The sequence below is a fragment of the Pseudomonas sp. FW305-7 genome (assembly GCF_058786735.1).
In genome coordinates this window covers 447,899-473,057 of sequence record NZ_JBYSZA010000002.1, presented here as the reverse complement: position 1 = coordinate 473,057, position 25,159 = coordinate 447,899, and the positions used below count along the sequence as shown (strand labels likewise).

The window sequence follows — 25,159 nt, the reverse complement described above, 5'->3', positions numbered from 1 at the left end:
GATCTCGGTGTACGGAGGAATGGCCACGTCGGCTTCGGCGAAGCTGATCTTCAGAACGATGAAGAACGGCAGCATGAAGAACAGGAACAGCCAGATGAACGGAACCCCGATGACCAGTTGGCGGCCATTGGGAATTATTCGGTTGAGCCGTCGTTTGAACTTGCGCATGTTCATGAGCGAAGTACCACGCCGCTGTCATCTTCCCACCACACGTAAACCTGATCGCCCCAGGTTGGACGTGCGCCACGGCGTTCGGCGTTGGCGACGAACGACTGGACCAGTTTGCCGCTCGGCAATTCGACGTAGAACACCGAGTGCCCGCCGAGGTAAGCGATGTCATGCACCTTGCCGCTCGACCAGTTGTATTCGCAGGTCGGCTGATCGGCGGTGACCAGCAGTTTCTCCGGACGGATCGCGTAGGTCACGGACTTGTCCTGCACCGAGGTGCTGATGCCGTGGCCGACGTAGATCTGCCGGTCGAGGTCCTTGCAGGTAATGGTCGCGTGGCCTTCGGCGTCGTCGATCACTTCGCCTTCGAAGATGTTCACGTTGCCGATGAATTCGCAGACCAGACGGCTGGTCGGGGTTTCGTAGATGTCGATCGGGCTACCGATCTGGGCGATCCAGCCCAGGTGCATGATCGCAATGCGCTCGGCCATGGTCATGGCCTCTTCCTGATCGTGCGTCACCATCACGCAGGTCACACCCACGCGCTCGATGATTTCGACCAGCTCAAGCTGCATCTGCGAACGCAATTTCTTGTCCAGCGCGCCCATCGGTTCGTCGAGCAGCAGCAGCTTCGGCCGCTTGGCCAGCGAACGCGCCAGCGCCACCCGCTGACGCTGACCGCCAGACAGTTGATGCGGTTTGCGCTTGGCGTACTGGCTCATCTGAACCAGTTTGAGCATCTCGGCCACGCGGGCGTCGATCTCGGCCTTGGGGATCTTGTCCTGCTGCAGGCCGAACGCGATGTTCTGCGCTACGGTCATGTGCGGGAACAAGGCGTACGACTGGAACATCATGTTGATCGGACGTTCGTACGGCGGCATGTCGGTGATGTCGACGCCGTCGAGGAAAATGCGCCCCTCCGTGGGCCGTTCGAACCCTGCCAGCATCCGCAGCAGAGTGGATTTGCCCGATCCCGAACCGCCGAGCAGGGCGAAGATCTCGCCTTTCTTGATTTCCAGGGACACATCGTCCACGGCAATCGTCTCGTCGAACTTCTTCGTGACCCGGTCGATTTTGACCAACACCTGCTTAGGTGTCTGGTCGCCCTCGAGGGCTTTCTTATAGGCGCCGGAGGCAACTGCCATTTACGAAACTCCCAGAAAAAAACAGTGCAGTTCGCCCACGCAGGCGAACCCTGGATAGTGTGTGCCTTACATACCCGACTTGACCTTGGTCCAGCTGCGGGTCATCAGACGTTGAATGTTCGGTGGCAACTCGATCGACACGTAAGCCTTGTCGATCACAGCCTGCGGTGGATAAACCGATGCATCGGTACGGATGGATTGTTCCATCAGCTTGTCCGACCCGGGGTTGGGGTTGGCGTAACCGACGTAATCACTGACCTGGGCAATCACCTCAGGTTTCAGCAGATAGTTGATGAAGGCATGGGCCTCTTTCACGTTGGACGAATCCTTGGGGATTGCCAGCATGTCGAACCACAGGGCGCCGCCCTCTTTCGGGACGGTGTACGCGATGTTCACGCCTTTCTTGGCTTCTGCCGCGCGATTCTTCGCCTGGAAGATATCGCCGGAAAAACCGATCGCCACACAGATGTCGCCGTTGGCCAGATCGCCGATGTATTTCGAGGAGTGGAAGTAGGTCACGTAAGGACGCACCGCGAGCAATTTGTCGGTGGCCTTTGCGTAGTCCTTGGGATTGGTGCTGTTGGCATTCAGGCCCAGATAGTTGAGCACGGTCGGCATCATTTCATCAGCCGAGTCGAGGAACGCCACGCCGCAGCTTTGCAGCTTCTTGATGTTCTCCGGCTCGAACAGCACGCCCCACGAATCGATCTTGTCGACACCGAGCACGGCCTTCACTTTGTCGACGTTGTAACCGATGCCGTTGGTGCCCCACAGGTACGGCACGGCGTACAGGTTACCCGGATCGTTCTGCTCCAGACGCTTGAGCAGCGCCGGGTCGAGATTGGAATAGTTCGGCAGCTGCGACTTGTCGAGCTTCTGGAACGCGCCCGCCTTGATCTGCTTGCCGAGGAAGTGGTTCGACGGCACAACCACGTCGTAACCGGTACGCCCGGCCAGCAGCTTGCCTTCAAGGGTTTCGTTGGAATCGAAGACGTCGTAGACCGGTTTGATTCCGGTGTCTTTCTGGAAGTCCGCCAGGGTCGTCTCGCCAATGTAGTCCGACCAGTTATAAATATGCACCGTACCGGCGGCCTGGGCTCCGACAGCGATCGTCAGGCCGGCAGTGGCCAGCAGGGCATTGCGCAAAGAAGAAAAAATAGGCAAGTGGAGGTCCTCTAAATTAGTTGGGCCCAAGTTGCCCCGCGCTGCATGACAGCCATGGCTGCCCGGCAACAAAACCGGCGCGCAACTTACCCTCGAAAAACCGTTCCAGCAAAACTTTCTGTCATTTAATTATCCCGCTGGCCGCCTTCGCGGTGACGACGGCCAGCGGTTGCTGCTTCAAACCGGCTTATTTACCGGATTTGATTTTGGTCCAGCTGCGAGTGATCAGGCGCAGGGTCGCTGCATCCTGATCGCTGATCGCATAGAGCTGCTTCTTCACTTCAGCCGAAGGGTAGATGCTCGGATCGCTGGTGATGTCTTTGTCCACCAGTGGCGTGGCCGCCTTGTTGCCGTTCGGGAAACGCACGGCGTTGGTGATCTCGGCCATCACTTCCGGCTGCAGCAGGTAGTTCATGAATTTGTAGGCGGCCTCGACGTTTTCGGCATCCTTGGGAATGGCGACCATGTCGTAGAAAGTGCCAGCACCCTCTTTGGGAATGGTGTAGGCCAGTTTGACCTTGTCACCGGCTTCCTTGGCGCGGGTCTTGGATTGCTCCAGGTCACCCGAATAACCGACAGCCACGCAGATGTTGCCGTTGGCCAGGTCGGAGATGTATTTCGAGGAGTGGAAGTACGCAACCGAAGGACGCACCTTGAGGAACAGGTCTTCGGCGGCTTTAAGATCAGCCTTGTCCTTGCTGTTGGTCGGCTTGCCCAGATAGTGCAGGGCCGCTGGAATCATTTCGGTCGGGGCGTCGAGGAAGCTCACGCCGCAGCTTTTGAGTTTCTCGATGTTCTCTGGCTTGAACACGATGTCCCACGAATCGATCTTGTCGATGCCCAGCGCAGCCTTGACCTTGGCCGGGTTGTAGCCGATGCCGATGGAGCCCCACATATAAGGGAAAGCGTGCTTGTTGCTCGGGTCGCTGGCATCGCCAACGGCCTTGAGCAGGTCTTCATCAAGGTTCTTCCAGTTCGGCAGCTTGGACTTGTCCAGCTCCTGATAAACGCCGGCCTTGATCTGCTTGGCGAGGAAGTTGTTGGAAGGCACCACCACGTCATAACCGGATTTACCGGCCAGCAGTTTGGCTTCCAGGGTTTCGTTGCTGTCGAACACGTCGTAGACGACTTTGATGCCCGACTCTTTCTCGAATTTGGCAACGGTGTCTGGCGCGATGTAGTCGGACCAGTTGTAGACGTGCAATACCTTGTCGTCCGCCTGAACCGCACCCGCCATCATGCCCGCGACGGACAGGGCGAGAAGTGTCTTGCCAGCAAGCTTTTTGCCTAATGCCTTCATGCGTTAATGCTCCAAATTTTTCTTTTTTGAACCACTTTGTTCAGCGGCCGAACCCGGACAACTGGAACCGCGGCTAGTCTGGCAAGATCCGAGGCGGTCTTTCAAGAAAAGACCGGCCTTTCTGACAGCTTTGCGCGAGAGCGCCGCAGCTCCCCCGCCCAAAGCCTAGCACTTAGCCCTGCAACGCACTGAGGGTCAGGTCCAGACACTTGCGTGCCTTTGTAACCAGCTCATCGATCTCCGCTTTGCTGATCACCAGCGGCGGCGCGATGATCATCGTGTCGCCCACGGCGCGCATGATCAGCCCGTTGTCGAAGCAGAACTGGCGGCAGATCATGCCGACGCCCTTGCCTTCGTAACGCTTGCGAGTGGCCTTGTCCTGCACCAGCTCGATCGCCCCCAGCAGACCAACCCCGCGCACTTCCCCCACCAACGGGTGATCGTTCAGCTCGCGCAGACGTTTCTGCAAATACGGTGCCGTTTCGTTGTGGGCGTTCTCGATAATTTTCTCGTCGCGCAGAATCCGGATGTTCTCCAGACCCACCGCTGCCGCCACCGGGTGACCGGAGTAGGTGAAGCCGTGGTTGAAGTCGCCGCCTTCGTTGAGCACCTTCACCACTTCGTCGCGCACGATCAGGCCACCCATCGGGATGTAGCCGGAGGTCAGGCCCTTGGCGATGGTCATCATGTCCGGTTTGAGGTCGTAGAAATCGCTGCCGAACCATTGGCCGGTACGGCCGAAACCGCAGATCACTTCGTCGGCGACGAAGAGGATGTCGTACTTGGCGAGGATTTCCTTGATGCGCGGCCAGTAGGTGTCTGGCGGAATGATCACGCCGCCGGCGCCCTGAATCGGCTCGGCAATAAAGGCACCGACATTGTCGACGCCGACTTCGAGAATTTTCTCTTCCAGCTGATTGGCCGCCCAGATGCCGAACTCTTCCGGCGACATGTCGCCGCCTTCGGCGAACCAGTACGGCTGGGCGATGTGGACGATGCCCGGAATCGGCAAGTCGCCCTGCTCGTGCATATAGGTCATGCCGCCGAGGCTAGCGCCGGCCACGGTCGAACCGTGATAACCGTTTTTGCGGCTGATGATGACTTTCTTGTTCGGCTGACCCTTGATCGCCCAGTAGTGGCGAACCATGCGCAGCATGGTGTCGTTGCCTTCGGAGCCGGAGCCGGTGAAGAACACGTGGTTCATGCCTTCCGGCGCGACATCGGCGATAGCCTTGGCCAGTTCCAGCGCCGGTGGGTGGGCGGTCTGGAAGAACAGGTTGTAGTAAGGCAGTTCGCGCATCTGTTTCGCGGCGGCGTCGGCCAGTTCATCGCGACCGTAACCGATGGCCACGCACCACAGCCCGGCCATGCCGTCGAGGATCTTGTTGCCTTCGCTGTCCCACAGGTAAACGCCCTTGGCGTTGGTGATGATCCGCGGGCCTTTCTCTTTCAGCTGCTTGAAGTCGCTGAACGGGGCCAGGTGGTGATCGCTGCTCAGCGCTTGCCACTCACGGGTTTGCGGGTTGTTGCTGGTCATGCCAATTCTCCTTGTTATCGGTGAAGGCGCGGCGCCTGAGCACCGCACCCGGCGTATCAGACGGCGAAGAGCAGGTACTCACGCTCCCACGAACTGATCACGCGCTTGAAGTTTTCATGCTCGGCCCGCTTGACCGCGACGTAGCCCGTGATGAAAGTTTTGCCCAGGTATTTCTCGATGGTCGCGCTGTTTTCCATACGCTCCAGCGCGTCTTCGATGGTCAGCGGCAGGCGCAGATTGCGCCGCTCGTAACCACGACCGACCACTGGCGCGCTCGGGTTGAGGCCTTCGACCATGCCGATGTAGCCGCAGAGCAGGCTCGCGGCGATCGCCAGGTACGGGTTGGCGTCGGCGCCCGGCAGGCGGTTTTCCACGCGGCGGTTCTGCGGGCCGGCATCCGGTACACGCAGGCCTACGGTGCGGTTTTCTTCGCCCCACTCCACGTTTACCGGTGCCGAGGTGTCCGGCAGGAAGCGGCGGAACGAGTTGACGTTCGGCGCGAACAGCGGCAGCAATTCCGGGATCAGTTTCTGCAGGCCACCGATGTGGTGCAGGAACAGCTGGCTCATGGTCCCGTCTTCATTGGAGAACACGTTCTTGCCGGTCTCGATGTCGATGATGCTCTGGTGCAAGTGCATCGCGCTGCCCGGCTCGCCGGTCATCGGCTTGGCCATGAAAGTGGCGGCCACGTCGTGCTTGAGCGCGGCTTCGCGCATGGTGCGTTTGAACACCAGAATCTGGTCGGCCAGCGACAGTGCGTCGCCGTGACGGAAGTTGATTTCCATCTGCGCCGTGCCGTCTTCGTGGATCAGCGTGTCGAGGTCCAGTTCCTGCAGTTCGCACCAGTCGTAAACGTCTTCGAACAGCGGATCGAATTCGTTCGCCGCTTCAATGGAGAACGACTGACGACCGATTTCCGGACGGCCCGAGCGGCCAATCGGCGGCTGCAACGGATAGTCGGGGTCGTCGCTGCGCTTGGTCAGGTAGAACTCCATCTCCGGCGCCACGATCGGCTGCCAGCCCTTGTCGGCGTAGAGTTTGAGGACCTTCTTGAGGACGTTGCGCGGCGACAGCTCGATCGGGTTGCCTTGCTTGTCGTAAGTGTCGTGGATCACCTGAGCGGTTGGCTCAATGGCCCACGGCACCATGTACACGGCGTTCTGGTCGGGACGGCAGATCATGTCGATGTCGGCCGGGTCGAGCAGTTCGTAATAGATGTCGTCTTCGACGTAGTCGCCGGTCACGGTCTGCAACAGCACGCTTTCTGGCAGGCGCATGCCTTTTTCGGCGATGAACTTGTTGGTCGGCGAGATCTTGCCCCGGGTGATGCCGGTCAAGTCGGCGATCATGCATTCGACTTCTGTGATCTTGTGGTCTTTCAACCAATCGGTGAGCTGGTCGAGGTTGTTACTCATAAATGCCTCTGGGCTGAGTCTCCTGACGTGGTGTCAGGCAAAGTTTGACGCCGGAGCGTCGCGTTAAAGGGGGCTTGCTCGCGCAGTGCCGGCTTACGCCTGGCACCGCGCATAGACAATGAAAGAGGAGCTTACCTGCCCTTTACGCTGGCGTTGCATTTCCTGTGCACATTCAAGGCGTGCAGAATCATGAGCACGGCTCGAGGAGCGGCACAGGCTTTGGGACTCAAAGAGATCTATATTGGAAGGAGACGCCATAAACAGGATGCTTTCCCATACGTCCAGAATATCGGACGCTGACGCTCGAACGGTCATGGACGGGAACATCGTCGGCAAGCGGCGAGCCTTGCTGGCTGCGCTATCGACGGCTTTGTCGCCACTGATGTGATGAGCATGCAGACCGGACTGTTGCGAGCAGTCGGTGATGCCGATTAACGGCAGGCGAGACATGAAGCACCCCGGTATTATTGCTGTTATGGGTTTGACCGGAGCTTAGCCTTGTTCATTTTTTTACACAACACCCCCGTAAAAAATACAACACGGCCTGCTCAAGCCCGCGGGTGGCAACTGCCCCAAGGACAAAAAACCGCCCGAAAGTGCCCCATAAATGCCCTCACAGCGCTTTTTTAGGGCAAAAAAGGCCTCGCTTGACTTCGGCAGGCCGTTCGGGTTGACTGAAACCAGAAAAGATCAATGATTGATATTTTTAACAACAAAGGTGTTGCATCATGTCGGTACCCCCGCGTGCCGTTCAGCTCAACGAAGCGAACGCGTTCCTTAAGGAACATCCTGAGGTTCTGTACGTTGACCTTCTGATTGCGGATATGAATGGTGTGGTGCGCGGCAAGCGCATTGAACGCACCAGCCTCCACAAGGTTTACGAGAAAGGCATCAACCTGCCGGCCTCTCTATTTGCTCTGGATATCAATGGTTCGACGGTGGAAAGCACCGGCCTGGGCCTGGACATCGGCGACGCCGATCGTATCTGCTATCCAATCCCCGACACCCTGTGCAACGAGCCATGGCAGAAGCGCCCTACCGCGCAACTGTTGATGACCATGCACGAGCTCGAAGGTGACCCGTTCTTTGCGGATCCGCGCGAAGTGCTCCGTCAAGTTGTTGCAAAGTTTGACGAGCTGGGCTTGACCATCTGCGCCGCATTCGAACTCGAGTTCTACCTGATCGACCAGGAAAACGTGAACGGCCGTCCACAGCCGCCACGCTCGCCGATCTCCGGCAAACGCCCGCACTCGACTCAGGTCTATTTGATCGACGACCTCGACGAATACGTCGACTGCCTCCAGGACATTCTGGAAGGTGCCAAAGAGCAAGGCATCCCGGCCGACGCCATCGTCAAGGAAAGTGCCCCGGCGCAGTTCGAAGTGAACCTGCACCACGTCGCCGACCCGATCAAGGCGTGCGACTACGCGGTACTGCTCAAGCGTCTGATCAAAAACATCGCCTACGACCATGAAATGGATACCACCTTCATGGCCAAGCCCTACCCGGGCCAGGCTGGCAACGGTCTGCACGTACACATTTCGATTCTGGACAAGGCCGGCAAGAACATCTTTGCCAGCGAGGATCCCGAGCAGAACGCCGCGCTGCGTCACGCGATCGGCGGTGTGCTCGAGACCCTGCCCGCGCAGATGGCTTTCCTCTGCCCGAACGTCAACTCGTACCGTCGTTTCGGCGCTCAGTTCTACGTCCCGAACTCGCCTTGCTGGGGCCTGGACAACCGCACCGTGGCGATTCGCGTTCCGACCGGCTCGTCCGATGCCGTGCGTATCGAACACCGCGTGGCCGGCGCCGATGCCAACCCGTACCTGCTGATGGCTTCGGTACTGGCGGGCGTGCATCACGGCCTGACCAACAAGATCGAACCGGGCGCGCCAGTCGAAGGCAACAGCTACGAGCAGAACGAACAAAGCCTGCCGAACAACTTGCGCGATGCCCTGCGCGAGCTGGACGACAGCGAGGTGATGGCCAAGTACATCGATCCGAAATACATCGATATCTTCGTTGCCTGTAAGGAAAGTGAGCTGGAGGAGTTCGAACACTCCATCTCCGACCTTGAATACAACTGGTACCTGCATACCGTTTAAGCGGGTTGCAGCTGCAAAAAAACGCCGTTGGCTGATTCAGCCAGCGGCGTTTTTTTTTATGGCCGAACATTAATCCCCTGTGTTTGGTGTGAATGGCCGCCTGCGGCGGATCGCTGGCAAGCCAGCTCCCACATGTTCTTCGTCGAACCTAAATTCCGAGTACAAAAAAACTTTCCTTGTGGGAGCTGGCTTGCCAGCGATGGCGTCCAGGCAGACAACATCGAACCCGGCTCGTACAATGCCCGCTGCCCCGCAGGAGACTTTCATGACGCGTCCCGCCCCCGTCCGCAAACCCCGTGCCCGCAGTCAGGCACGGATCGATTCGATACTCGACGCCGCGCGTACGCTGCTGGCTTCCGAGGGCGTGGCCAGTCTGTCGATCTACAGCGTCGCCGAGCGCGCGCAGATTCCGCCCTCCTCCGTGTATCACTTTTTCGCCAGCGTCCCGGCATTGCTCGAAGCGCTGACCGCCGACGTTCACGCCGCGTTTCGCGCCTGCCTGCAAGCGCCGATCGATCACGAGGCCCTGCGCGACTGGCGTGATCTGTCGCGGCTGGTCGAACGGCGGATGCTGGAGATCTACGACGAAGACGCCGCCGCCCGGCAGTTGATTCTCGCCCAACACGGGCTCACCGAAGTGACTCAGGCTGACCGTCAGCACGACATCGAGCTGGGCGACCTGATGCACAAGCTGTTCGACCACCATTTCGAATTGCCGCGACTGCCCACCGACGTCGATGTGTTTGCACTGGCGATGGAACTGGGCGACCGCGTCTACGCCCGGTCAGTCCAGCAGCACGGGCAAATCACCCCGCGCATGGCCGAGGAAGGCATGCGCGTATTTGATGCCTATCTGGGCTTGTATCTGCCGCTCTATCTGCCCAAGCGAACAGCTGCCGTCTGACCGGTAACAAACAACAGCGCATTGCCCGATGAATTGTTCAGATCGCGCGGAGCAGAATCCTGTCGATGGAATGATCGGCCGACTTGTTGAGAATCAGGCTGGCCTTGTCGCGGGTCGGCAGGATGTTCTCGACGAGGTTTTTCAGGTTGACCCGGTCCCAGGTGCCGGACGCCACTGACAGCGCCTCGTCATTCGACAGGGACTTGTACTTGTTGAAGTACGACTCGTCAGACTGAAACGCGGTGTTCTTCAAGTAGACAAAGCGTTCGAGGTACCACTTCTTGATGTCCTCTTGCGCAGCATCGACGTAGATCGAAAAGTCGACGAAGTCGAGGACATTCAGACTGTCGCGTTTGTCCTCTTGCAGCACATTCAGGCCTTCCAGAACGATGATATCGGGCGACTGAATGGTCTGCGTTTCATCAGGAAGAATGTCGTACTGGACGTGCGAGTAGACCGGAATCTGCACCGGCTGGCCTTCGTTGCGCACGGCGTGCAAAAAGTCGAGAAGCAGCGCCCGGTCATAGGATTCGGGAAAGCCTTTGCGGTGCAACAGGTTGTTCTTTTCCAGGGTCGCCAGCGGCAACAGAAACGAGTCGGTGGTCACCAATTGCACATCAGGCGAGCCCGGCCACGACGACAGAAGCGCCGACAAGACCCGGGCAAAACTGCTTTTACCCACCGCGACACTGCCGGAGATGCCGATGACATACGGCGGTTTGTGCGCCGGCTCGCCGAGAAACTCACTGTGCACCTGACCCAGCGACCGCGCCGCCGCTGCATGCAGATTCAGCAGGCGCGCCAAAGGCAGCAGAATGGTTTCTACCTCCTCACGCGTCATGGGCTGTGTCGGACTGATCAACGCATTCATTTGCGCAGACGAAAGGCTCTGCGCCGCATCGTCCCGGAAGGCAGACCATTGCTCGCGAGTAAATTCCCGGTACTCGCGGTGAGCGGGCGAATGCCCTGCGGCATTCTGCTTCGTCGTCATAATCTTCCTGTAGGCGCCCGGACAAAAGCCGGAACATAGCAGATCTGCCCGGCGCCTCCAAACCGACGAACGTCTGCCTGAACAGCCTTTGAAAAGCGCGCATGAAAAAACCCCGGAGGGCTCAAGCCGTCCGGGGCCCTGTGTACCGCATCGATTACAACTTGGCGATCGACACCTCGGTGGATTTCACGAAGGCGATCACTTCGCTGCCGACCACCAGTTCCAGCTCCTTGACCGAACGGGTGGTGATCACCGAAGTGACGATGCCCGAGGCGGTTTGCACGTCGATTTCCGACAGCACGTCGCCGAGGACGATTTCCTTGATCGAGCCTTTGAACTGGTTGCGCACGTTGATGGCTTTGATAGTCATGATATTTCTCCTGAGGTCGAAATAAGCGGCAAGTGACAAGCTTCAAGCGGTAAGCAAAAGCACAACGCTTTTACTTGTAGCTTGTAGCTTGAAGCTCGCAGCTGCTTCATTGCGCCCAACGCAATTGCGTAGGCAGTGGTGAAACGGGTTCCGGCTCCGGCGGCTCGCCGGGCAGGGACAGAACACGGTTGAGCACTTCGGTTTCCAGCGCCGCCAGCCGGTGCGATCCGCGTACACGCGGGCGTGGCAGCTCCACATGCAGGTCAAGGCCGACTTCGCCGTCCTCGATCAGAATCACCCGGTCGGCAATCGCCACCGCTTCACTGACGTCATGAGTCACCAGCAGTACGGTGAAACCGTGTTGCTGCCAGAGACGTTCGATCAGTTGCTGCATTTCAATGCGGGTCAGCGCGTCCAGTGCGCCGAGCGGTTCGTCGAGCAACAGCAGACGCGGTTGGTGGATCAGCGCCCGGGCCAGTGCGACTCGCTGCTTTTGCCCACCTGACAGGGCCGCCGGCCATTCATTGGCGCGATCGGCCAGACCCACCGCGTCCAGCGCTTCGAGCGCCTTGGGACGCCAGTTGCCTTTAAGGCCCAAGCCGACGTTGTCGATGATCTTTTTCCACGGCAGCAGCCGTGCTTCCTGGAACATCAGGCGGGTGTCTTCCCGCGCATCGCTGAGCGGTGCAGCGCCGGCCAGCAAGTCGCCACCAGTCGGTTGATCGAGGCCGGCGAGCAAGCGCAGCAAGGTGCTTTTGCCGCAACCGCTGCGCCCGACCACAGCGACGAATTGCCCCGCCGGGATGTGCAGGTCGATGTCACGCAGCACCTGCCGCGCACCGAAGGTTTTCTGCAGATTGCGCACCGCCAGCGGAATGCCGCGCAGCAGGCGTGGAGGTTGTTGAGCAGTCATGCCGCACCTCCCTTGGCGACCTGATAGGCCGGGTGCCAACGCAACCACACACGTTCAAGACCACGGGCGGCGAGGTCGGCGAGTTTGCCGAGCACCGCGTAAAGCAGGATCGCCAGCACCACCACGTCAGTCTGTAAAAACTCGCGGGCATTCATCGCCAGATAGCCGATGCCGGAGCTGGCCGAGATGGTTTCAGCGACGATCAGCGTCAGCCACATAAAGCCCAGGGCGAAGCGCACGCCGACCAGAATCGAAGGCAGCGCGCCCGGCAGAATCACCTGCCAGAACAGGCTGAAACCGCCCAAGCCATAACTGCGCGCCATCTCCACCAGCGCCGGATCGACGTTGCGAATGCCGTGATAGGTGTTGAGGTAGATCGGGAACAACGTGCCCAGCGCCACCAGAAAAATCTTCGCCGACTCGTCGATGCCGAACCACAGAATCACCAGCGGAATCAGCGCCAGATGCGGCACGTTGCGAATCATCTGCACCGAGCTGTCGAGCAGACGTTCGCCCCACTTCGACAGGCCAGTAATGAAGCCCAGTGCCAGACCGATGCTGCCGCCAATGGTAAAACCGAGCGCCGCGCGCCAGCCGCTGATCGCCAGATGCGTCCAGATCTCGCCGCTGCGCACCAGACTGACCCCGGCCTCGATGACCGCCACCGGTGCCGGCAGGATCCGTGTCGACAACCAACCGGCCGATACCGACAACTGCCACACCGCCAGCAGCAACACCGGCAACGCCCAGGGCGCGAGGCTGTGGATGATTTTCTTCATGGCGCGCCTCAGCTCTGCGACGCGGCTTTGGGAAGAATGTCGTTGGCGACCATCTCGCCGAACGGGCTGACATAACCGGCGCTTTTCGGCAGTTCCGGGCGTTCGATATCGAGGTGCGGGAACAACAGCTCAGCGACGCGATACGACTCTTCAAGGTGTGGATAACCGGAGAAGATAAAGGTGTCGATGCCCAGGTCTGCGTATTCCTTCACGCGGGCAGCCACGGTCGGACCGTCGCCGACCAGCGCCGTACCGGCACCGCCGCGCACCAGGCCAACGCCGGCCCACAGGTTCGGGCTGACTTCGAGGTTGTCGCGGCTGCCACCGTGCAACGCGGCCATACGTTGCTGGCCGACCGAATCGAAACGCGCCAGAGAGGCTTGAGCGCGGGCGATGGTGTCGTCATCCAGATGCGAGATCAACCGATCTGCGGCTTGCCAGGCTTCGGCGTTGGTTTCGCGAACGATTACGTGCAGACGAATGCCGAAGCGCACGGTGCGACCGAGCTTGGCGGCTTTGGCCCGCACCTGTTCGATCTTTTCGGCGACCGCGGCTGGCGGCTCGCCCCAGGTCAGGACCATTTCAACTTGTTCGGCTGCCAAGTCCTGCGCCGCTTCGGAAGATCCACCGAAGTACAGCGGTGGACGCGGTTGTTGGATCGGCGGATAGAGCAATTTCGCACCCTTCACACTGATGTGCTGACCGTCGTAATCAACGGTCTCGCCTTCCAGCACGCGGCGCCAGATACGAGTGAATTCCACCGAGGCCTGATAGCGCTCTTCGTGGCTGAGGAACAGTCCGTCGCCGGCCAATTCTTCCGGATCGCCGCCTGTCACCAGATTGAACAGCGCACGACCGCCGGACAGGCGATCCAGCGTCGCCGCCTGCCGCGCTGCCACCGTCGGGGAAATGATCCCGGGGCGCAGGGCGACGAGGAACTTCAGACGCTGGGTCACAGGGATCAGCGACGCTGCCACCAGCCACGAGTCTTCGCAGGAGCGGCCAGTGGGGATCAGCACGCCGCCGAAACCCAGACGATCCGCCGCTTGCGCGACTTGTTGCAGATAACCGTGGTCGACGGCGCGGGCGCCTTCGGCGGTGCCAAGGTAATGGCCGTCACCGTGGGTAGGCAGGAACCAGAAGATGTTGAGGCTCATGGAGTGGTCTCCTTAGGAATTCGAATTACTGCGCTTTGGCCACAGCGGCCGGTGGTGCCCAAATCACATCCTTGATGCTCAGCGGCTTGGGAATCAGCTTGAGCTGGAAGAACGTGTCAGCGATTTTCTGTTGCGCGGCGACCACTTGCGGGGTCAGGAACAGCGCGCCGTAGCCTTGGCGTTTCACCGAGGTCAGGGTGATGTCCGCCGGCAGGCCGAGCAGTGGCGCGACTTGTTGGGTCACGTCTTCAGGATTGGCTTTGGACCACTCGCCAACGGCGCGCACTTCTTCGACAAGGGTCTTGATCACCTCGGGGTTCTTCTGCGCATAAGGCTTGGTCGCCAGATAGAACTGGTGGTTGTCGACGATGCCTTTGCCGTCACGCAGGGTGTGCGCCTGCAGCTGTTTCTCGGCGGCAGCCTGGTACGGGTCCCAAATGACCCAGGCGTCGACACTGCCACGTTCAAACGCGGCGCGGGCATCGGCCGGCGGCAGGAATACGGTCTGGATATCGGAGTATTTGAGGCCGGCGTCTTCCAGTGCGCGCACCAGCAGGTAGTGAACGTTGGAGCCTTTGTTCAGCGCGACTTTCTTGCCCTTGAGGTCGGCCACCGATTTGATCGGCGAGTCTTTCGGCACAAGGATCGCTTCGCTGTTTGGCGCTGGCGGCTCGTAGGCGACGTAGAGCAGATCGGCACCGGCCGCCTGAGCGAACACCGGTGGGGTTTCGCCGGTGACACCGAAGTCGATCGAGCCGACGTTCAGGCCTTCCAGCAACTGCGGGCCGCCGGGGAATTCAGTCCATTGCACGTCGACGCCTTGGGCGGCCAGACGTTTTTCCAGGGTGCCCTTGGCTTTGAGCAGCACCAGCGTGCCGTACTTCTGATAACCGATCCGCAATGTTTCGGCTTGAGCTTGAGTGATGGCGCCGAAGGTGACAGCCGCAGCAAACAGAGCGACCAGACCACGACGCAAAAATACAGTGCGCATAGCGCTCTCCTTTTTGCTGTTGGGTTTTGGCTGCACCTGCTTGCCCGTTGGCGGGCGAGTAAGGCCAGTACTTCAAGTTCGGGTGAGACTTAAATGCTCCAGCGAGCACTCAACAAACGTTCGTTCAACAAGCCCGGCTCCAGCGGTTTCGGCCGGCGGGCCATGGCGCTGACAAACTGGTCCAGCGCCTCATACAGTCGCTGCTCCAGCGCCGGTGCCAGTTGCGCCGCCGCGCTGCCTTCGCCGTAAGCGATCTGGCTATCCTCGGCGAAAATTCCCTGGAGCATTTCCTGGGCTTTCAATGCCGACAACACGGGCTTGAGGGCGTAATCGACCACCAGCATGTGGGCGATGCTGCCGCCGGTGGCCATCGGCAAAACAATCTTGTGGCTCAGGGCGCGCTCGGGCAGCAGATCCAGCACAGTTTTCAACGCACCGGAGAACGAGGCCTTGTACACCGGGGTGGCAATCAACAGGCCATCGGCATTTTCAATCTGAGCCAGCAGGTCGAGCACCTTCGGGCTGTCGAAGCGGGCGTGGAGCAAGTCTTCGGCCGGAAAGTCGCGCACCTGATAACTCACCACTTCCACCCCTTGCTCCTGCAACCAGCGCTGCGAGCGCTCCAGTAGCACCCCGGAACGGGAGCGTTGGCTAGGGCTGCCACCGAGTGAGACGACCAGCATTGAGACAATTCCTTGAGCGTTACAGGCGATTCGCGGGTTGCGATCTCGCTTCGATGGAAGTGACCTTACCAGTTGATTTATATATCCATAAATCATATTTATTCATTTGGTTATGCGTTTTGGAGATATATCTTCCGGCAAACGGCGGGCGAAAAAAAAGGCCGTGGAAACGGCCTGAAATCCCCTGCTTTGTGGCTACACACTGATCATTCCCACGCTCTGCGTGGGAATGAATCCAAGGACGCTCCGCGTCCACTGTGACGCGGAGCGTCACGGGCGGCATTCCCACGCGGACGGTTCGACGCCTCGACGTGGGAACGATCGCCTCAAAAGGTTATTTATTCGGCTGCGGCGTCAGGCGCAGATACGGTTTCACCGCGCGATAGCCTTTGGGAAAGCGTTTCTTGATCTCGTCTTCATCCTTGAGCGACGGCACGATCACCACCTCGTCACCGTCCTGCCAGTTGGCCGGGGTGGCCACTTTGTAATTGTCGGTGAGTTGCAGCGAATCGATCACCCGCAGAATTTCGTGGAAGTTGCGCCCGGTGCTCGCCGGGTAAGTGATGGTCAGGCGAATCTTCTTGTTCGGATCGATCACGAACAGCGAACGCACGGTCAGGGTGTCGTTGGCATTCGGGTGGATCAGGTCATAGAGGTCGGAAACCTTGCGATCGGCATCGGCCAGGATCGGGAAGTTGACGAGGGTGTTCTGGGTTTCGTTGATGTCTTCGATCCACTTGTGGTGCGAGTCCACCGGGTCGACCGACAGCGCGATGGCTTTGACGCCGCGCTTGCTGAACTCATCCTTGAGCTTGGCGGTAAAACCCAGCTCGGTGGTGCACACCGGGGTGAAGTCCGCCGGGTGGGAGAACAGCACGCCCCAGCTATCGCCCAGCCACTCGTGGAAACGAATCTTGCCGGCGCTGGAGTCTTGTTCGAAATCGGGGGCGATGTCGCCGAGTCTGAGGCTCATGGTGCTGCTCCTGATGAGTTGTTGGAGACCTCAACTGTAGCTTGGCTTTTGATCTTCTGAAAAAGAATAAATAAATAGATATCTAGATCTAAAAAGAATATTAAAGATCTGTTCACTGGACGCTCGGCCGTATCCCGACGAACATCGTTCGCAAGGTTCGAGAAGGCCTTGAGTAGCTGCAAAGAGGGAAATTCGGGGAGGGCTTACGGGGGTGAGCCTGACTCGAAAACGCAAAAGCCCCGTCCGGCGCGATGCCGGACGGGGCTTTTTTACATCAACGAATCGAGACGCGCTATTACAGCAGCGGGATCGAGTAGCTGACGATCAGGCGGTTTTCATCCTGGTCGCGTTGACCTGGGATGTCGTTGCGCCAGGTAGCGTTTTTCCACATCAGGCCCAGGTTCTTCAGCGGGCCTTCTGGTACTACGTAGCCAACGGTCAGGTCGCGTTCCCACTCGGAACGGCCGGTGGCATTGACGCTGACTTGGTTGAAACCGACGCGACCGGTAGTGTCGATGTTATCGCCACGCAGGTAAACCACACCGGCGGTCAGGCCAGGCAGGCCGACTTTGGCGAAGTCATACGAGTAGCGAGCCTGCCAGGTACGCTCGCCAGCACGACCGAACTTCTGGATTTGCATGTCAGTGATGGTGTAGTTCGAAGAACCGTCACCCTGGTTCAGCCACGGGAAGTCGCTGTTGCCGTTGCTGACCTGGTAACCGCCACCGAAGGTGTGACCTGCAACGGTGTACAGGAACAGACCGCTGTACAGGTTGTTGTCGACTTTACCTTTGGTGATGCCAGTACCGTAGTCACCCGAGGTGTAGTAGTTGGCATCGGTGCCGTTTTTACCGTCGTCACGGCTGTTGAAGTAACGGAGGTCCGACTTCAACACGCCCGGGCCGATTGCCCAGTTGTGCACCAGGCCCAGGAAGTGTTGCTTGTAGAACTGATCCAGATTGCCGTAGTAGTACTGGGCAGTCAGGTCTTTGGTGATTTTGTAGTCACCACCGGCATAGATGAACTTGTTGCTGTCGCGACCAGTTGCAGTACGACCGTTGGCGCCAGCGATCGACAGTTCTTCGTTGTTGCTGGAGTTACGACCTTTGACGTGCTCGATCTGGCCGCCAACAAGGGTCAGGTCCTTGATGTCGCCCGAAGTGATCTGACCACCCTGGAAGGTTTGCGGCAGCAGACGACCATCGTTTGTAACGATAACCGGGTTTTTCGGCTGCAGAGTACCCAGCTTCAGTTCGGTCTGGGAGATCTTGGCCTTGGCAGTCAGACCCAGGCTGGAGAAGTTATCAACCGCTTCGCCATTGGATTTGCTCGGGAAAACAGTGCCACCGTAGGAACCGTAGTTGGTGGCGGTCGCTGGGGAAGCACCGTTAGTGCCACCACCGGAATCCAAACGCACGCCCAACAGGCCGATAGCGTCGATACCGAAGCCTACGGTGCCCTGGGTGTAACCGGAGATGAAGCGCAGATCGAAGCCTTGGCCCCATTCTTCTTGCTTGCTCTGAACGCCGTTACGCTTGTTGGCGGGAGCGTTGACGTCGCCATCACGGTTATCAGTGTTGATGTAGAAGTTACGCAGCCCCAAAGTAGCTTTGCTGTCTTCGATGAAACCGGCGGCGCCTGCCTGCTGCGCCATAACCCCTACGGCCACAGCCAGGGCCAAGGTGGACTTGTTCATGTAAAGCTCCTCTCGTTTCTAATTCTTGTGTTCCTGGCCCGGGATCTGACGCCCCTGGGTCCTAAGATTCGCGATTAGCGCCAGACCGTGACTGCCAAGTCAATCGTAACCTTGTGTGTCTACGACCAAGGTCTAATCGCAGTGATTTGGTCCGTGCAGAGTAAAGATTTCCTGATAAACCCAAAAAGAATTTATTCATTCTTTTTCATATCATTTCGGAATATGGCCAGTATCTTGCCACCTCCGCCGGGAAACAGCGTATCGGCGACTAAGCTCATTCCTAAATGGTATTTGTTAGCCTTTTTTTAGATCGATTAGCTTTTGCGCAACCCCAAATCGTCAAACCCTATCGAAAAGGCGACGCCATGATGGCCAAACGCGCACTATCTAGTCAATTTGTTACAGTTTGTGTGTCAGCACTGATTTCTTTCTCCGCCCACGCCGCCAACCTTACCGTTGGCTACCAGACCGGTATCGATCCGAGCAAAGTCCCTCAAGCGGACGGCGTCTACGAGAAAACCATCGGCGAGAAAATCGACTGGCGTCGTTTTAATAGTGGCCCGGAAGTTGTGACAGCCATTGCCTCCGGTGATGTACAGATCGGCAACCTCGGTTCCAGCCCGTTGGCGGCTGCCGCGTCACGAAACCTGCCGATTGTGGCCTTCATCGTCTCGGCGCAGATCAATGCCGCCGAAGCCTTGGTGGTACGCAACGGCAGCGGCATCAACTCCCCGCAGGATCTGGTCGGCAAAACCATCGCCACGCCGTTCGTTTCCACCTCCCACTACAGCCTGCTCGGCGCGCTCAAGCACTGGGGCCTGGACACCTCGAAAGTCAAAGTGGTCAACCTGCAACCCGCAGAAATCGCCGCTGCCTGGAAACGCGGCGACATTGACGGTGCGTTTGTCTGGTCGCCAGCCCTGGGTGAAATCCGCAAGACCGGCAAGACCCTGACCGATGCCGCGCAGGTCGGCCAATGGGGCGCGCCAACCTTCGAAGTCTGGGTCGCACGCAAGGACTTCGCCGAGAAGCATCCTGACGTCGTGGCCAAATTTGCCAAGGTCACTCTAGACTCGTTCGCCGACTACGCCAGCCATAAAGACAGCTGGACGGCTGACTCGGCACCTGTACAGAAAATCGCCAAATTGACTGGCGCCAATGCCGCTGATGTTCCTGAACTGCTCGCCGGCTCAGCCTTCCCGGATGCCAAGGCACAGCAAACCACCGCGCTGCTGGACGGCGGCACGGCGAAGGCAATTGGCGAGACGGCGAAGTTTTTGAAGGAGCAGGGCAAGGTTGAAACGGTGCTGCCGGATTATTCGCCGTACGTGAGTGCGAAATTCATCACTGAATAACAGTGAAATCCATCACTGGCTCAATGAAACCTGTGGCGAGGGGATTTATCCCCGATGGACTGCGTAGCAGTCCCAAAAGCAGGGCCGCTGCGCGCCCCATCGGGGATAAATCCCCTCACCACAGATAAATCCCCTCGCCACAAAAGCCTCGCCAATTCAGATCAGAGGGTCTTTTCGAAGATTTTCGAGTTGCGCTGATAGTTGTACAGCGACGCCCGTGCCGCTGGCAGACGTTCAACACTGCTCGGCTCGAAGCCTCGCTCGCGGAACCAGTGCGCAGTGCGCGTGGTGAGTACAAAGAGAGTCTTCAAACCTTGCGCGCGGGCACGGGTTTCGATTCGCTCCAGCAGCTCATCGCCGCGACCGCCGTGGCGATACTCCGGGTTCACTGCCAGACACGCCAGTTCACCGGCATCCGAATCGGCAATCTGATACAGCGCCGCACAGGCGATGATCATCCCCTCACGCTCGACCACGCTGAACTGCTCGATCTCACGCTCCAACACTTCACGCGAACGGCGCACCAGAATCCCCTGCTCTTCCAGCGGACTGATCAGGTCGAGCAAGCCACCGACGTCTTCAATCGCCGCCTCGCGCACCAGCTCGAATTGCTCCTGAGCCACCAGCGTACCGCCACCATCGCGGGTGAACAGCTCGGTCAGCAGCGCACCGTCTTCGGCGTAACTGACGATATGACTGCGCGCAACACCGCCACGGCAAGCCTCGGCAGCGGCATCCAGCAGTTCCGCTTGATAGTTGCTGCTGCCCAGACGCTGCAAATGCGCCGGTACCTGTTGTGGGCGCAGTTCGCGCACCAGTTTGCCGTTCTCGTCGATCAGACCGAGGTCGGCGCCGAACAGCAGCAGTTTGTCTGCGCCTAGGTCGATGGCGGCGCGGGTGGCGACGTCTTCGCAGGCGAGGTTGAAGATTTCCCCGGTCGGCGAGTAGCCCAGTGGCGACAGCAGCACGATGGAGCGCTCGTCGAGCAGGCGATTGATGCCTTTGCGGTCGACCCGGCGCACTTCGCCGGTGTGGTGATAATCGACACCTTCGAGCACGCCGATCGGCCGCGCGGTCACCAGGTTGCCGCTGGCCACGCGCAGACGCGAGCCCTGCATCGGCGATGAAGCCATGTCCATCGACAGCCGTGCCTCGATGGCAATGCGCAACTGGCCGACGGCGTCGATCACACACTCCAGCGTCGCCGCATCGGTGATGCGCATGCCGTGGTGGTAATGCGGCGTCAGGCCACGGGCGGCGAGGCGGGTTTCAATCTGTGGGCGCGAACCGTGCACCAGCACCAGACGCACGCCGAGGCTGTGCAGCAGGACGATGTCGTGGACGATATTGCCGAAATTCGGATGCTCCACGCCGTCGCCGGGCAGCATGACGACGAAGGTGCAGTCGCGGTGGGCATTGATATAAGGGGACGCGTGACGAAGCCAATTGACGTATTCGGGCATGAACCTGGGCCTGTAATAAAGAGCAGCCGGAAAAGGGGCGAAACGGAAAACGCACAGCGGGCTGATGGTTATCGTCGGAACAGGCTTGGCGACACGCGCGCTCTCCTCATGAATACGGGTTGGAATGCTGGCAATTTACAGCGTTTGGTCGAGCAAAACACAGATCCCTTGTAGGAATGAGCTGCTCGCGATAGCGGAGTGTCAGTCAATATCTCCGGTGACTGTCTCACCGCTATCGCGAGCAGGCTCACTCCTACAAATCCTGTGACGTTGGGGCACTTGTCAGACAGTAATGTTCAATCAGTTGCCGCAATAGATGCACGGTAGGCTGCAAACGTGACATTTCGAGGTACTCGCCGGGCTGATGCGCACAGGCGATGTCGCCGGGGCCGAGTACGATGGTTTCGCAGTCAAGGCGCTGAAGATAAGGCGCTTCGGTGCCGAACGCCACTGCTTCGGCGTTGTGGCCGGTAAGCTTCTCGGCGATGCGCACCAATTCGGCGTCTTCGGCCTGTTCGAATGGCGGCACTTCCGGGAACAACGGTTTGTAGTCGATCTTCACCTGATGCCGTTCGGCAACCGGGTTGAGCTTGCGCAGAATCTCGGCGCGCAGGACTTTCGGGTCCATGCCCGGCAACGGCCGCAAGTCGAACTCCAACGAACACTGGCCGCAGATACGGTTGGGGTTGTCGCCGCCATGGATGCAGCCGAAGTTCATCGTTGGTTGCGGCACGCTGAATTGCGGATTGTTGAATTCACGCTGCCACAACAGGCGCAAACCACGCAGTTCGCCGATAGCATCGTGCATCGCTTCGAGGGCACTGTGGCCCAGGCGCGGATCCGACGAGTGGCCGCTCTGCCCGAGAATGTCGATGCGCTCCATCATGATACCTTTATGCATACGGATCGGCTTGAGCCCGGTCGGCTCGCCGATCACGGCCGCACGGCCCAGCGGTCGCCCGGCCTCGGCCAGCGCGCGAGCGCCGGACATCGAGCTTTCTTCGTCGCAGGTGGCGAGGATCAGCAGCGGTTGCTTGAACGGCTGATCAAGCAGCGGCAGCACGGCTTCGATGATCAGGGCGAAGAAGCCCTTCATGTCGCAACTGCCGAGCCCGACCCAGCGACCATCGACTTCGGTGAGTTTCAGCGGATCGGTCTGCCACAGTGCATCGTCATACGGCACCGTGTCGCTGTGCCCGGCCAGCACCAGCCCGCCGGGACCACTGCCGAAACTCGCGAGCAGATTGAATTTGCCGGGACTGACCTGCTGGATGTCGCAACTGAAACCCAGATCACCGAGCCATCCGGCGAGCAGATCGATCACCGCCCGGTTGGACTGATCCAGGCTTGGCTGCGTACAACTGACCGACGGCGCGGCAATCAGCGCAGCGAACTGGTCTTGCATGGACGGCAAAGGCATCGCTGACTCCCACTCCCGATTTGAAGTCCATCATAGAGCCATCCGGCGTCAGGAATAAACCGCCGCAGGGCGTAGGAAGTTCGAGTCCTGTACACTGCACGGCCTTGGCAGCCACACATTCCCCCGGCTGCGCTCCCGATCCTGGATTTTCCGGCCATGCAGAAAGAAACCGAAATCAAACTCCGCGTCAGCCGCGAAACCCTCGCTGCCCTGCGCGAGCACCCGTTACTGAAAAAACGCAACAAAAATGGCTGGGAACGCCGTGAGTTGATGAACCAGTACTTCGACACCCCAGAGCGCGATCTGGCCCAGGCCAAAGTTGCCCTGCGCCTGCGCAAGGATGGCGACGAAGTGATTCAGACCCTCAAGACTCGCGGCCAGAGCGTCGCCGGTCTGTCCGAGCGTAACGAGTACGACTGGAAGTTGCCGAAAGCCAAGCTCGACGTGAAGAAACTCGACGGCGAATGCTGGCCCGAGTCGCTGGCCGAGCTGGACAAGAAAACCCTGAAACCGATCTTCACCACCGATTTCGTCCGCGAGCGCGCCGAAATCGCCTGGGGTCGTGGCAAGGCCAAAGTGGTCATCGAAGCCGCGCTGGACCTGGGTCATGTGGTAGTCGGCAAACAGAAAGAAGAAATCTGCGAGCTGGAACTGGAACTGCGCGAAGGCGAGCCTGCAGCGCTGCTGGAACTGGCCGCTGAACTGGCGCAAACCCTGGCGCTGATGCCGTGTGACATCAGCAAGGCCGAGCGCGGTTATCGTCTGTACGACGCCAACAGTTACTCGCTGAGCCTGCCGGCACCCGAGCTGACGCCGGAAACCCAGCTGGACGACGCTTTCGCCGCGCTGGGCTGGCACTTGCTCGGCAGCAGCCAGCGTCTGGCCGAACAGTATCGTTTCAACGGTCACTGGCGCCTGTTGCTGGACTGGGTCGAGAACCTCGCCGAAATGCGCGCCCTGCTCAGCAGCCTCGGCCAGGCCGCACCGCGTCCGTCGACCCACGACCTGCGCGTGGCGCTGGATGCCTTGCTGGAAGATTGGCGCCCACTGGTGCAGGTCGGCATCGAAGACGAAGACGTGCGCAAAGCCGCGCCGGAACAGTTCCTCGAAGAACTGGAAGACCCGCGTTGGGGCCTGTTCTCGCTGACTGCTTCGCGCTGGTTGCTGGCTCGCAGCTGGACGGCCGAGCGCAACGTGCGTGGCAACCGTCAGGGTGGCGCGCAGTTGCACAGCTGGTTGCCGCGCACATTGGGTGAAGAAGCCACGGCCCTGCAATTGCAGCGTTACCAGCAGCAGCCGGAAGATCTGGCCGAGCAATTGCCGCGTATCGAGCGTATTCAGGTCTGGTTGCACCACGCGCGTAACGTGCTGGAGATCCCGGAAATGGATCGCCTGTACGGCGAGCTGAACAAACTTGCGCAACTGGCCAACGAGCCGACGATCACTGACGAACTGCTCGATGCGCGCAAGCAGCAGTCGATTGCGGTTTACCAGAACCGTGCCTGGAAAATGCTGCTGCGCATGTAAGTCCGCCATCGCTGGCAAGCCAGCTCCCAAAGGGTTCAGTGTTGGAATGCAGATTGTGTTTCAGCACAAAACCTGTGGGAGCTGGCTTGCCAGCGATGAAACCAACACAATCACCGCACTACAGGCAGGCTGGTTGTGGACTTGATTTCGGAAAGCGCCACAATCGAATTCACTTCCTGAATCCCCGGCACCAGCGACAGTTTCTCGAAGAAGAACCGCTCGTACGCCTCGATGTCCGCCGCGACAATGCGCAGCAGAAAATCCACCGCGCCCATCAGCACATAACACTCCAGCACTTCCGGAAAGCCGCGAATCGCCTCGGTGAACTCGGTGAAGTTTGAACGCCCGTGGGCATTGAGTTTGATCTCGGCAAAAATCTGCGTATTCAGGCCAATCTTCTTGCGATCCAGCAACGTCACCTGCCCGCGAATGATGCCCTCCTCTTTCATCCGCTGAATCCGCCGCCAGCAGGGCGATTGCGACAGCCCCACCTGTTCGGCGATCTGCGCACTCGATAGCGACGCATGCTCTTGCAGCAGGGCGAGAATCTTGCGGTCGTAGCTGTCCAGCTCGCTGTGCATATAAAAACCTCAAACAGATAACCTGGCGAATTGATCTATTCGCTGACTCGTCAATAACGCCGATCTTAGCCAAGAAATACCCATCAGCGAATGTAAAAATTTCTCCCGTGAATTTGGAGACTTGCCATGCCGCACCTTGAAGCCGTGAACAGCGCCCCCACCCGCGCCGACGTGTGGAACGTCAGCAATGCCCACTGCCTGGCGCAGTATCAAATCCTCGCCGAGGCCGAGCCGGATTTGCTGGTGCGGGTGTTGAACCTGTTCGCGTTGCAATTCCTTACCCCCGAGCAGGTCAATGTGCAGCGCCTGAATGATCTGTTGTCGATCGACCTTGTCATGGGCGGCCTGAGCTGGCATCGCGCGCAAGTGATTGCGGAAAAACTTCGTAACCTGATCAGCGTGTGCTCGGTGAACCTGCAAAACGCCGACACGGCGTGGGATGCGCAGGCGCAAGCGGCCGGCTGACAAATCCGGCAACGGCTTCGTCGGGTAGTGGCCCAACAGTCTGCGGGGCCACGACTA

General features: G+C 59.3%; 23 protein-coding genes and 1 pseudogene. 5 read left to right on the top strand and 19 right to left on the bottom strand.

Annotated elements, in window-relative coordinates:
- From AC3WMT_RS05265 to AC3WMT_RS05235, 7 genes and pseudogenes are all read right to left on the bottom strand, one after another.
- A pseudogene (locus AC3WMT_RS05265) lies at positions 1-135 on the bottom strand (putrescine ABC transporter permease PotH); the annotation flags it as partial.
- Positions 136-170: 35 nt separating this feature from the next.
- Positions 171-1,313, bottom strand: coding sequence for an ABC transporter ATP-binding protein (locus tag AC3WMT_RS05260; RefSeq protein WP_103302476.1), 1,143 nt, complete (start codon positions 1,311-1,313; stop codon positions 171-173).
- 66 nt (positions 1,314-1,379) lie between these two features.
- Positions 1,380-2,477 carry a polyamine ABC transporter substrate-binding protein gene (locus AC3WMT_RS05255; protein ID WP_103302477.1) on the bottom strand — a complete coding sequence of 366 codons (1,098 nt, stop codon included), beginning with the start codon at positions 2,475-2,477 and terminating at the stop codon, positions 1,380-1,382.
- 187 nt (positions 2,478-2,664) lie between these two features.
- Positions 2,665-3,777 carry a polyamine ABC transporter substrate-binding protein gene (locus tag AC3WMT_RS05250; protein WP_103302478.1) on the bottom strand — a complete coding sequence of 371 codons (1,113 nt, stop codon included), beginning with the start codon at positions 3,775-3,777 and terminating at the stop codon, positions 2,665-2,667.
- A 172-nt stretch (positions 3,778-3,949) separates the two neighbouring features.
- Positions 3,950-5,314, bottom strand: a complete 1,365-nt coding sequence (locus tag AC3WMT_RS05245) for an aspartate aminotransferase family protein (RefSeq protein WP_103302479.1) — start codon at positions 5,312-5,314, stop codon at positions 3,950-3,952.
- A gap of 56 nt (positions 5,315-5,370) precedes the next feature.
- A complete protein-coding gene (locus AC3WMT_RS05240; protein WP_007913846.1) occupies positions 5,371-6,729 on the bottom strand; it encodes a glutamine synthetase family protein in 1,359 nt (452 codons plus the stop codon).
- Between the two features lie 93 nt (positions 6,730-6,822).
- Positions 6,823-7,179 (bottom strand): glutamine amidotransferase, encoded by a 357-nt coding sequence (locus AC3WMT_RS05235; RefSeq protein ID WP_146041216.1) that lies wholly within the window; start codon positions 7,177-7,179, stop codon positions 6,823-6,825.
- 278 nt (positions 7,180-7,457) lie between these two features.
- Here AC3WMT_RS05235 and AC3WMT_RS05230 point away from each other — a divergent pair, with 278 nt between their 5' ends.
- Both AC3WMT_RS05230 and AC3WMT_RS05225 read left to right on the top strand, forming a co-directional pair.
- Positions 7,458-8,834, top strand: a complete 1,377-nt coding sequence (locus AC3WMT_RS05230) for a glutamine synthetase family protein (protein WP_103302480.1) — start codon at positions 7,458-7,460, stop codon at positions 8,832-8,834.
- A 265-nt stretch (positions 8,835-9,099) separates the two neighbouring features.
- On the top strand, positions 9,100-9,738 hold the full coding sequence (locus AC3WMT_RS05225) for a TetR/AcrR family transcriptional regulator (RefSeq protein WP_103302481.1): 639 nt from the start codon (positions 9,100-9,102) through the stop codon (positions 9,736-9,738).
- 37 nt (positions 9,739-9,775) lie between these two features.
- On the opposite strand, the gene coaA is transcribed toward AC3WMT_RS05225, so the two are convergent.
- The 9 genes from coaA to AC3WMT_RS05180 all read right to left on the bottom strand — a co-directional run bounded on the left by coaA (position 9,776) and on the right by AC3WMT_RS05180 (position 18,291).
- Positions 9,776-10,729, bottom strand: coding sequence for a type I pantothenate kinase (gene coaA / locus AC3WMT_RS05220; RefSeq protein ID WP_103302482.1), 954 nt, complete (start codon positions 10,727-10,729; stop codon positions 9,776-9,778).
- 154 nt (positions 10,730-10,883) lie between these two features.
- Positions 10,884-11,099, bottom strand: a complete 216-nt coding sequence (locus tag AC3WMT_RS05215) for a TOBE domain-containing protein (RefSeq protein ID WP_003229256.1) — start codon at positions 11,097-11,099, stop codon at positions 10,884-10,886.
- 106 nt (positions 11,100-11,205) lie between these two features.
- A complete protein-coding gene (gene ssuB, locus AC3WMT_RS05210) occupies positions 11,206-12,012 on the bottom strand; it encodes an aliphatic sulfonates ABC transporter ATP-binding protein (RefSeq protein ID WP_103302483.1) in 807 nt (268 codons plus the stop codon).
- Positions 12,009-12,791: an aliphatic sulfonate ABC transporter permease SsuC gene (gene ssuC / locus AC3WMT_RS05205; protein ID WP_103302484.1), complete on the bottom strand. Its 783-nt coding sequence runs from the start codon at positions 12,789-12,791 to the stop codon at positions 12,009-12,011. Before ssuC ends, ssuB begins: the two co-directional genes overlap by 4 nt.
- Before the next feature lie 8 nt (positions 12,792-12,799).
- A complete protein-coding gene (ssuD, locus tag AC3WMT_RS05200; RefSeq protein ID WP_007939251.1) occupies positions 12,800-13,948 on the bottom strand; it encodes an FMNH2-dependent alkanesulfonate monooxygenase in 1,149 nt (382 codons plus the stop codon).
- A gap of 25 nt (positions 13,949-13,973) precedes the next feature.
- Positions 13,974-14,939, bottom strand: a complete 966-nt coding sequence (locus AC3WMT_RS05195; protein WP_103302485.1) for a sulfonate ABC transporter substrate-binding protein — start codon at positions 14,937-14,939, stop codon at positions 13,974-13,976.
- Between the two features lie 89 nt (positions 14,940-15,028).
- Positions 15,029-15,622, bottom strand: a complete 594-nt coding sequence (gene ssuE / locus AC3WMT_RS05190) for an NADPH-dependent FMN reductase (protein ID WP_103302486.1) — start codon at positions 15,620-15,622, stop codon at positions 15,029-15,031.
- Between the two features lie 334 nt (positions 15,623-15,956).
- Entirely contained in the window at positions 15,957-16,595 is a 639-nt protein-coding gene (locus tag AC3WMT_RS05185) for a peroxiredoxin (RefSeq protein WP_103302488.1), read from the bottom strand.
- A 295-nt stretch (positions 16,596-16,890) separates the two neighbouring features.
- Complete coding sequence (locus tag AC3WMT_RS05180; protein WP_103302489.1) at positions 16,891-18,291, bottom strand: OprD family porin; 1,401 nt, start codon at positions 18,289-18,291, stop codon at positions 16,891-16,893.
- 365 nt (positions 18,292-18,656) lie between these two features.
- On the opposite strand from AC3WMT_RS05180, the gene tauA reads away from it, so the two are divergent.
- Positions 18,657-19,646 (top strand): taurine ABC transporter substrate-binding protein, encoded by a 990-nt coding sequence (gene tauA, locus AC3WMT_RS05175; RefSeq protein WP_103302490.1) that lies wholly within the window; start codon positions 18,657-18,659, stop codon positions 19,644-19,646.
- A 161-nt stretch (positions 19,647-19,807) separates the two neighbouring features.
- Here tauA and argA read toward each other — a convergent pair whose 3' ends face one another.
- Together argA and argE are read right to left on the bottom strand one after the other, a co-directional pair.
- Positions 19,808-21,109: an amino-acid N-acetyltransferase gene (gene argA / locus AC3WMT_RS05170; RefSeq protein ID WP_103302491.1), complete on the bottom strand. Its 1,302-nt coding sequence runs from the start codon at positions 21,107-21,109 to the stop codon at positions 19,808-19,810.
- A 253-nt stretch (positions 21,110-21,362) separates the two neighbouring features.
- A complete protein-coding gene (argE, locus tag AC3WMT_RS05165) occupies positions 21,363-22,529 on the bottom strand; it encodes an acetylornithine deacetylase (RefSeq protein ID WP_103302492.1) in 1,167 nt (388 codons plus the stop codon).
- Between the two features lie 156 nt (positions 22,530-22,685).
- Between argE and AC3WMT_RS05160 the strand changes: the two genes are divergently transcribed.
- Entirely contained in the window at positions 22,686-24,056 is a 1,371-nt protein-coding gene (locus AC3WMT_RS05160; protein ID WP_103302493.1) for a CYTH domain-containing protein, read from the top strand.
- Positions 24,057-24,166: 110 nt separating this feature from the next.
- On the opposite strand, the gene AC3WMT_RS05155 is transcribed toward AC3WMT_RS05160, so the two are convergent.
- Positions 24,167-24,637 (bottom strand): Lrp/AsnC family transcriptional regulator, encoded by a 471-nt coding sequence (locus AC3WMT_RS05155; protein ID WP_103302494.1) that lies wholly within the window; start codon positions 24,635-24,637, stop codon positions 24,167-24,169.
- A gap of 126 nt (positions 24,638-24,763) precedes the next feature.
- Between AC3WMT_RS05155 and AC3WMT_RS05150 the strand changes: the two genes are divergently transcribed.
- Positions 24,764-25,102: an ACT-like domain-containing protein gene (locus AC3WMT_RS05150; protein WP_103302495.1), complete on the top strand. Its 339-nt coding sequence runs from the start codon at positions 24,764-24,766 to the stop codon at positions 25,100-25,102.
- Positions 25,103-25,159 lie beyond the last annotated feature (57 nt).

Bases quoted from the DNA above. Each gene is read 5' to 3' on its own strand.
- ssuE (WP_103302486.1), bottom strand. From the start codon at position 15,622: ATGCTGGTCGTCTCACTCGGTGGCAGCCCTAGCCAACGCTCCCGTTCC.
- AC3WMT_RS05185 (WP_103302488.1), bottom strand. From the start codon at position 16,595: ATGAGCCTCAGACTCGGCGACATCGCCCCCGATTTCGAACAAGACTCC.
- ssuC (WP_103302484.1), bottom strand. From the start codon at position 12,791: ATGAAGAAAATCATCCACAGCCTCGCGCCCTGGGCGTTGCCGGTGTTG.
- AC3WMT_RS05250 (WP_103302478.1), bottom strand. From the start codon at position 3,777: ATGAAGGCATTAGGCAAAAAGCTTGCTGGCAAGACACTTCTCGCCCTG.
- AC3WMT_RS05245 (WP_103302479.1), bottom strand. From the start codon at position 5,314: ATGACCAGCAACAACCCGCAAACCCGTGAGTGGCAAGCGCTGAGCAGC.
- AC3WMT_RS05195 (WP_103302485.1), bottom strand. From the start codon at position 14,939: ATGCGCACTGTATTTTTGCGTCGTGGTCTGGTCGCTCTGTTTGCTGCG.
- argA (WP_103302491.1), bottom strand. From the start codon at position 21,109: ATGCCCGAATACGTCAATTGGCTTCGTCACGCGTCCCCTTATATCAAT.
- AC3WMT_RS05225 (WP_103302481.1), top strand. From the start codon at position 9,100: ATGACGCGTCCCGCCCCCGTCCGCAAACCCCGTGCCCGCAGTCAGGCA.
- AC3WMT_RS05150 (WP_103302495.1), top strand. From the start codon at position 24,764: ATGCCGCACCTTGAAGCCGTGAACAGCGCCCCCACCCGCGCCGACGTG.
- AC3WMT_RS05160 (WP_103302493.1), top strand. From the start codon at position 22,686: ATGCAGAAAGAAACCGAAATCAAACTCCGCGTCAGCCGCGAAACCCTC.
- coaA (WP_103302482.1), bottom strand. From the start codon at position 10,729: ATGACGACGAAGCAGAATGCCGCAGGGCATTCGCCCGCTCACCGCGAG.
- ssuD (WP_007939251.1), bottom strand. From the start codon at position 13,948: ATGAGCCTCAACATCTTCTGGTTCCTGCCTACCCACGGTGACGGCCAT.
- AC3WMT_RS05230 (WP_103302480.1), top strand. From the start codon at position 7,458: ATGTCGGTACCCCCGCGTGCCGTTCAGCTCAACGAAGCGAACGCGTTC.
- AC3WMT_RS05215 (WP_003229256.1), bottom strand. From the start codon at position 11,099: ATGACTATCAAAGCCATCAACGTGCGCAACCAGTTCAAAGGCTCGATC.
- tauA (WP_103302490.1), top strand. From the start codon at position 18,657: ATGATGGCCAAACGCGCACTATCTAGTCAATTTGTTACAGTTTGTGTG.
- AC3WMT_RS05180 (WP_103302489.1), bottom strand. From the start codon at position 18,291: ATGAACAAGTCCACCTTGGCCCTGGCTGTGGCCGTAGGGGTTATGGCG.
- AC3WMT_RS05155 (WP_103302494.1), bottom strand. From the start codon at position 24,637: ATGCACAGCGAGCTGGACAGCTACGACCGCAAGATTCTCGCCCTGCTG.
- ssuB (WP_103302483.1), bottom strand. From the start codon at position 12,012: ATGACTGCTCAACAACCTCCACGCCTGCTGCGCGGCATTCCGCTGGCG.
- AC3WMT_RS05235 (WP_146041216.1), bottom strand. From the start codon at position 7,179: ATGTCTCGCCTGCCGTTAATCGGCATCACCGACTGCTCGCAACAGTCC.
- AC3WMT_RS05260 (WP_103302476.1), bottom strand. From the start codon at position 1,313: ATGGCAGTTGCCTCCGGCGCCTATAAGAAAGCCCTCGAGGGCGACCAG.
- argE (WP_103302492.1), bottom strand. From the start codon at position 22,529: ATGCCTTTGCCGTCCATGCAAGACCAGTTCGCTGCGCTGATTGCCGCG.
- AC3WMT_RS05240 (WP_007913846.1), bottom strand. From the start codon at position 6,729: ATGAGTAACAACCTCGACCAGCTCACCGATTGGTTGAAAGACCACAAG.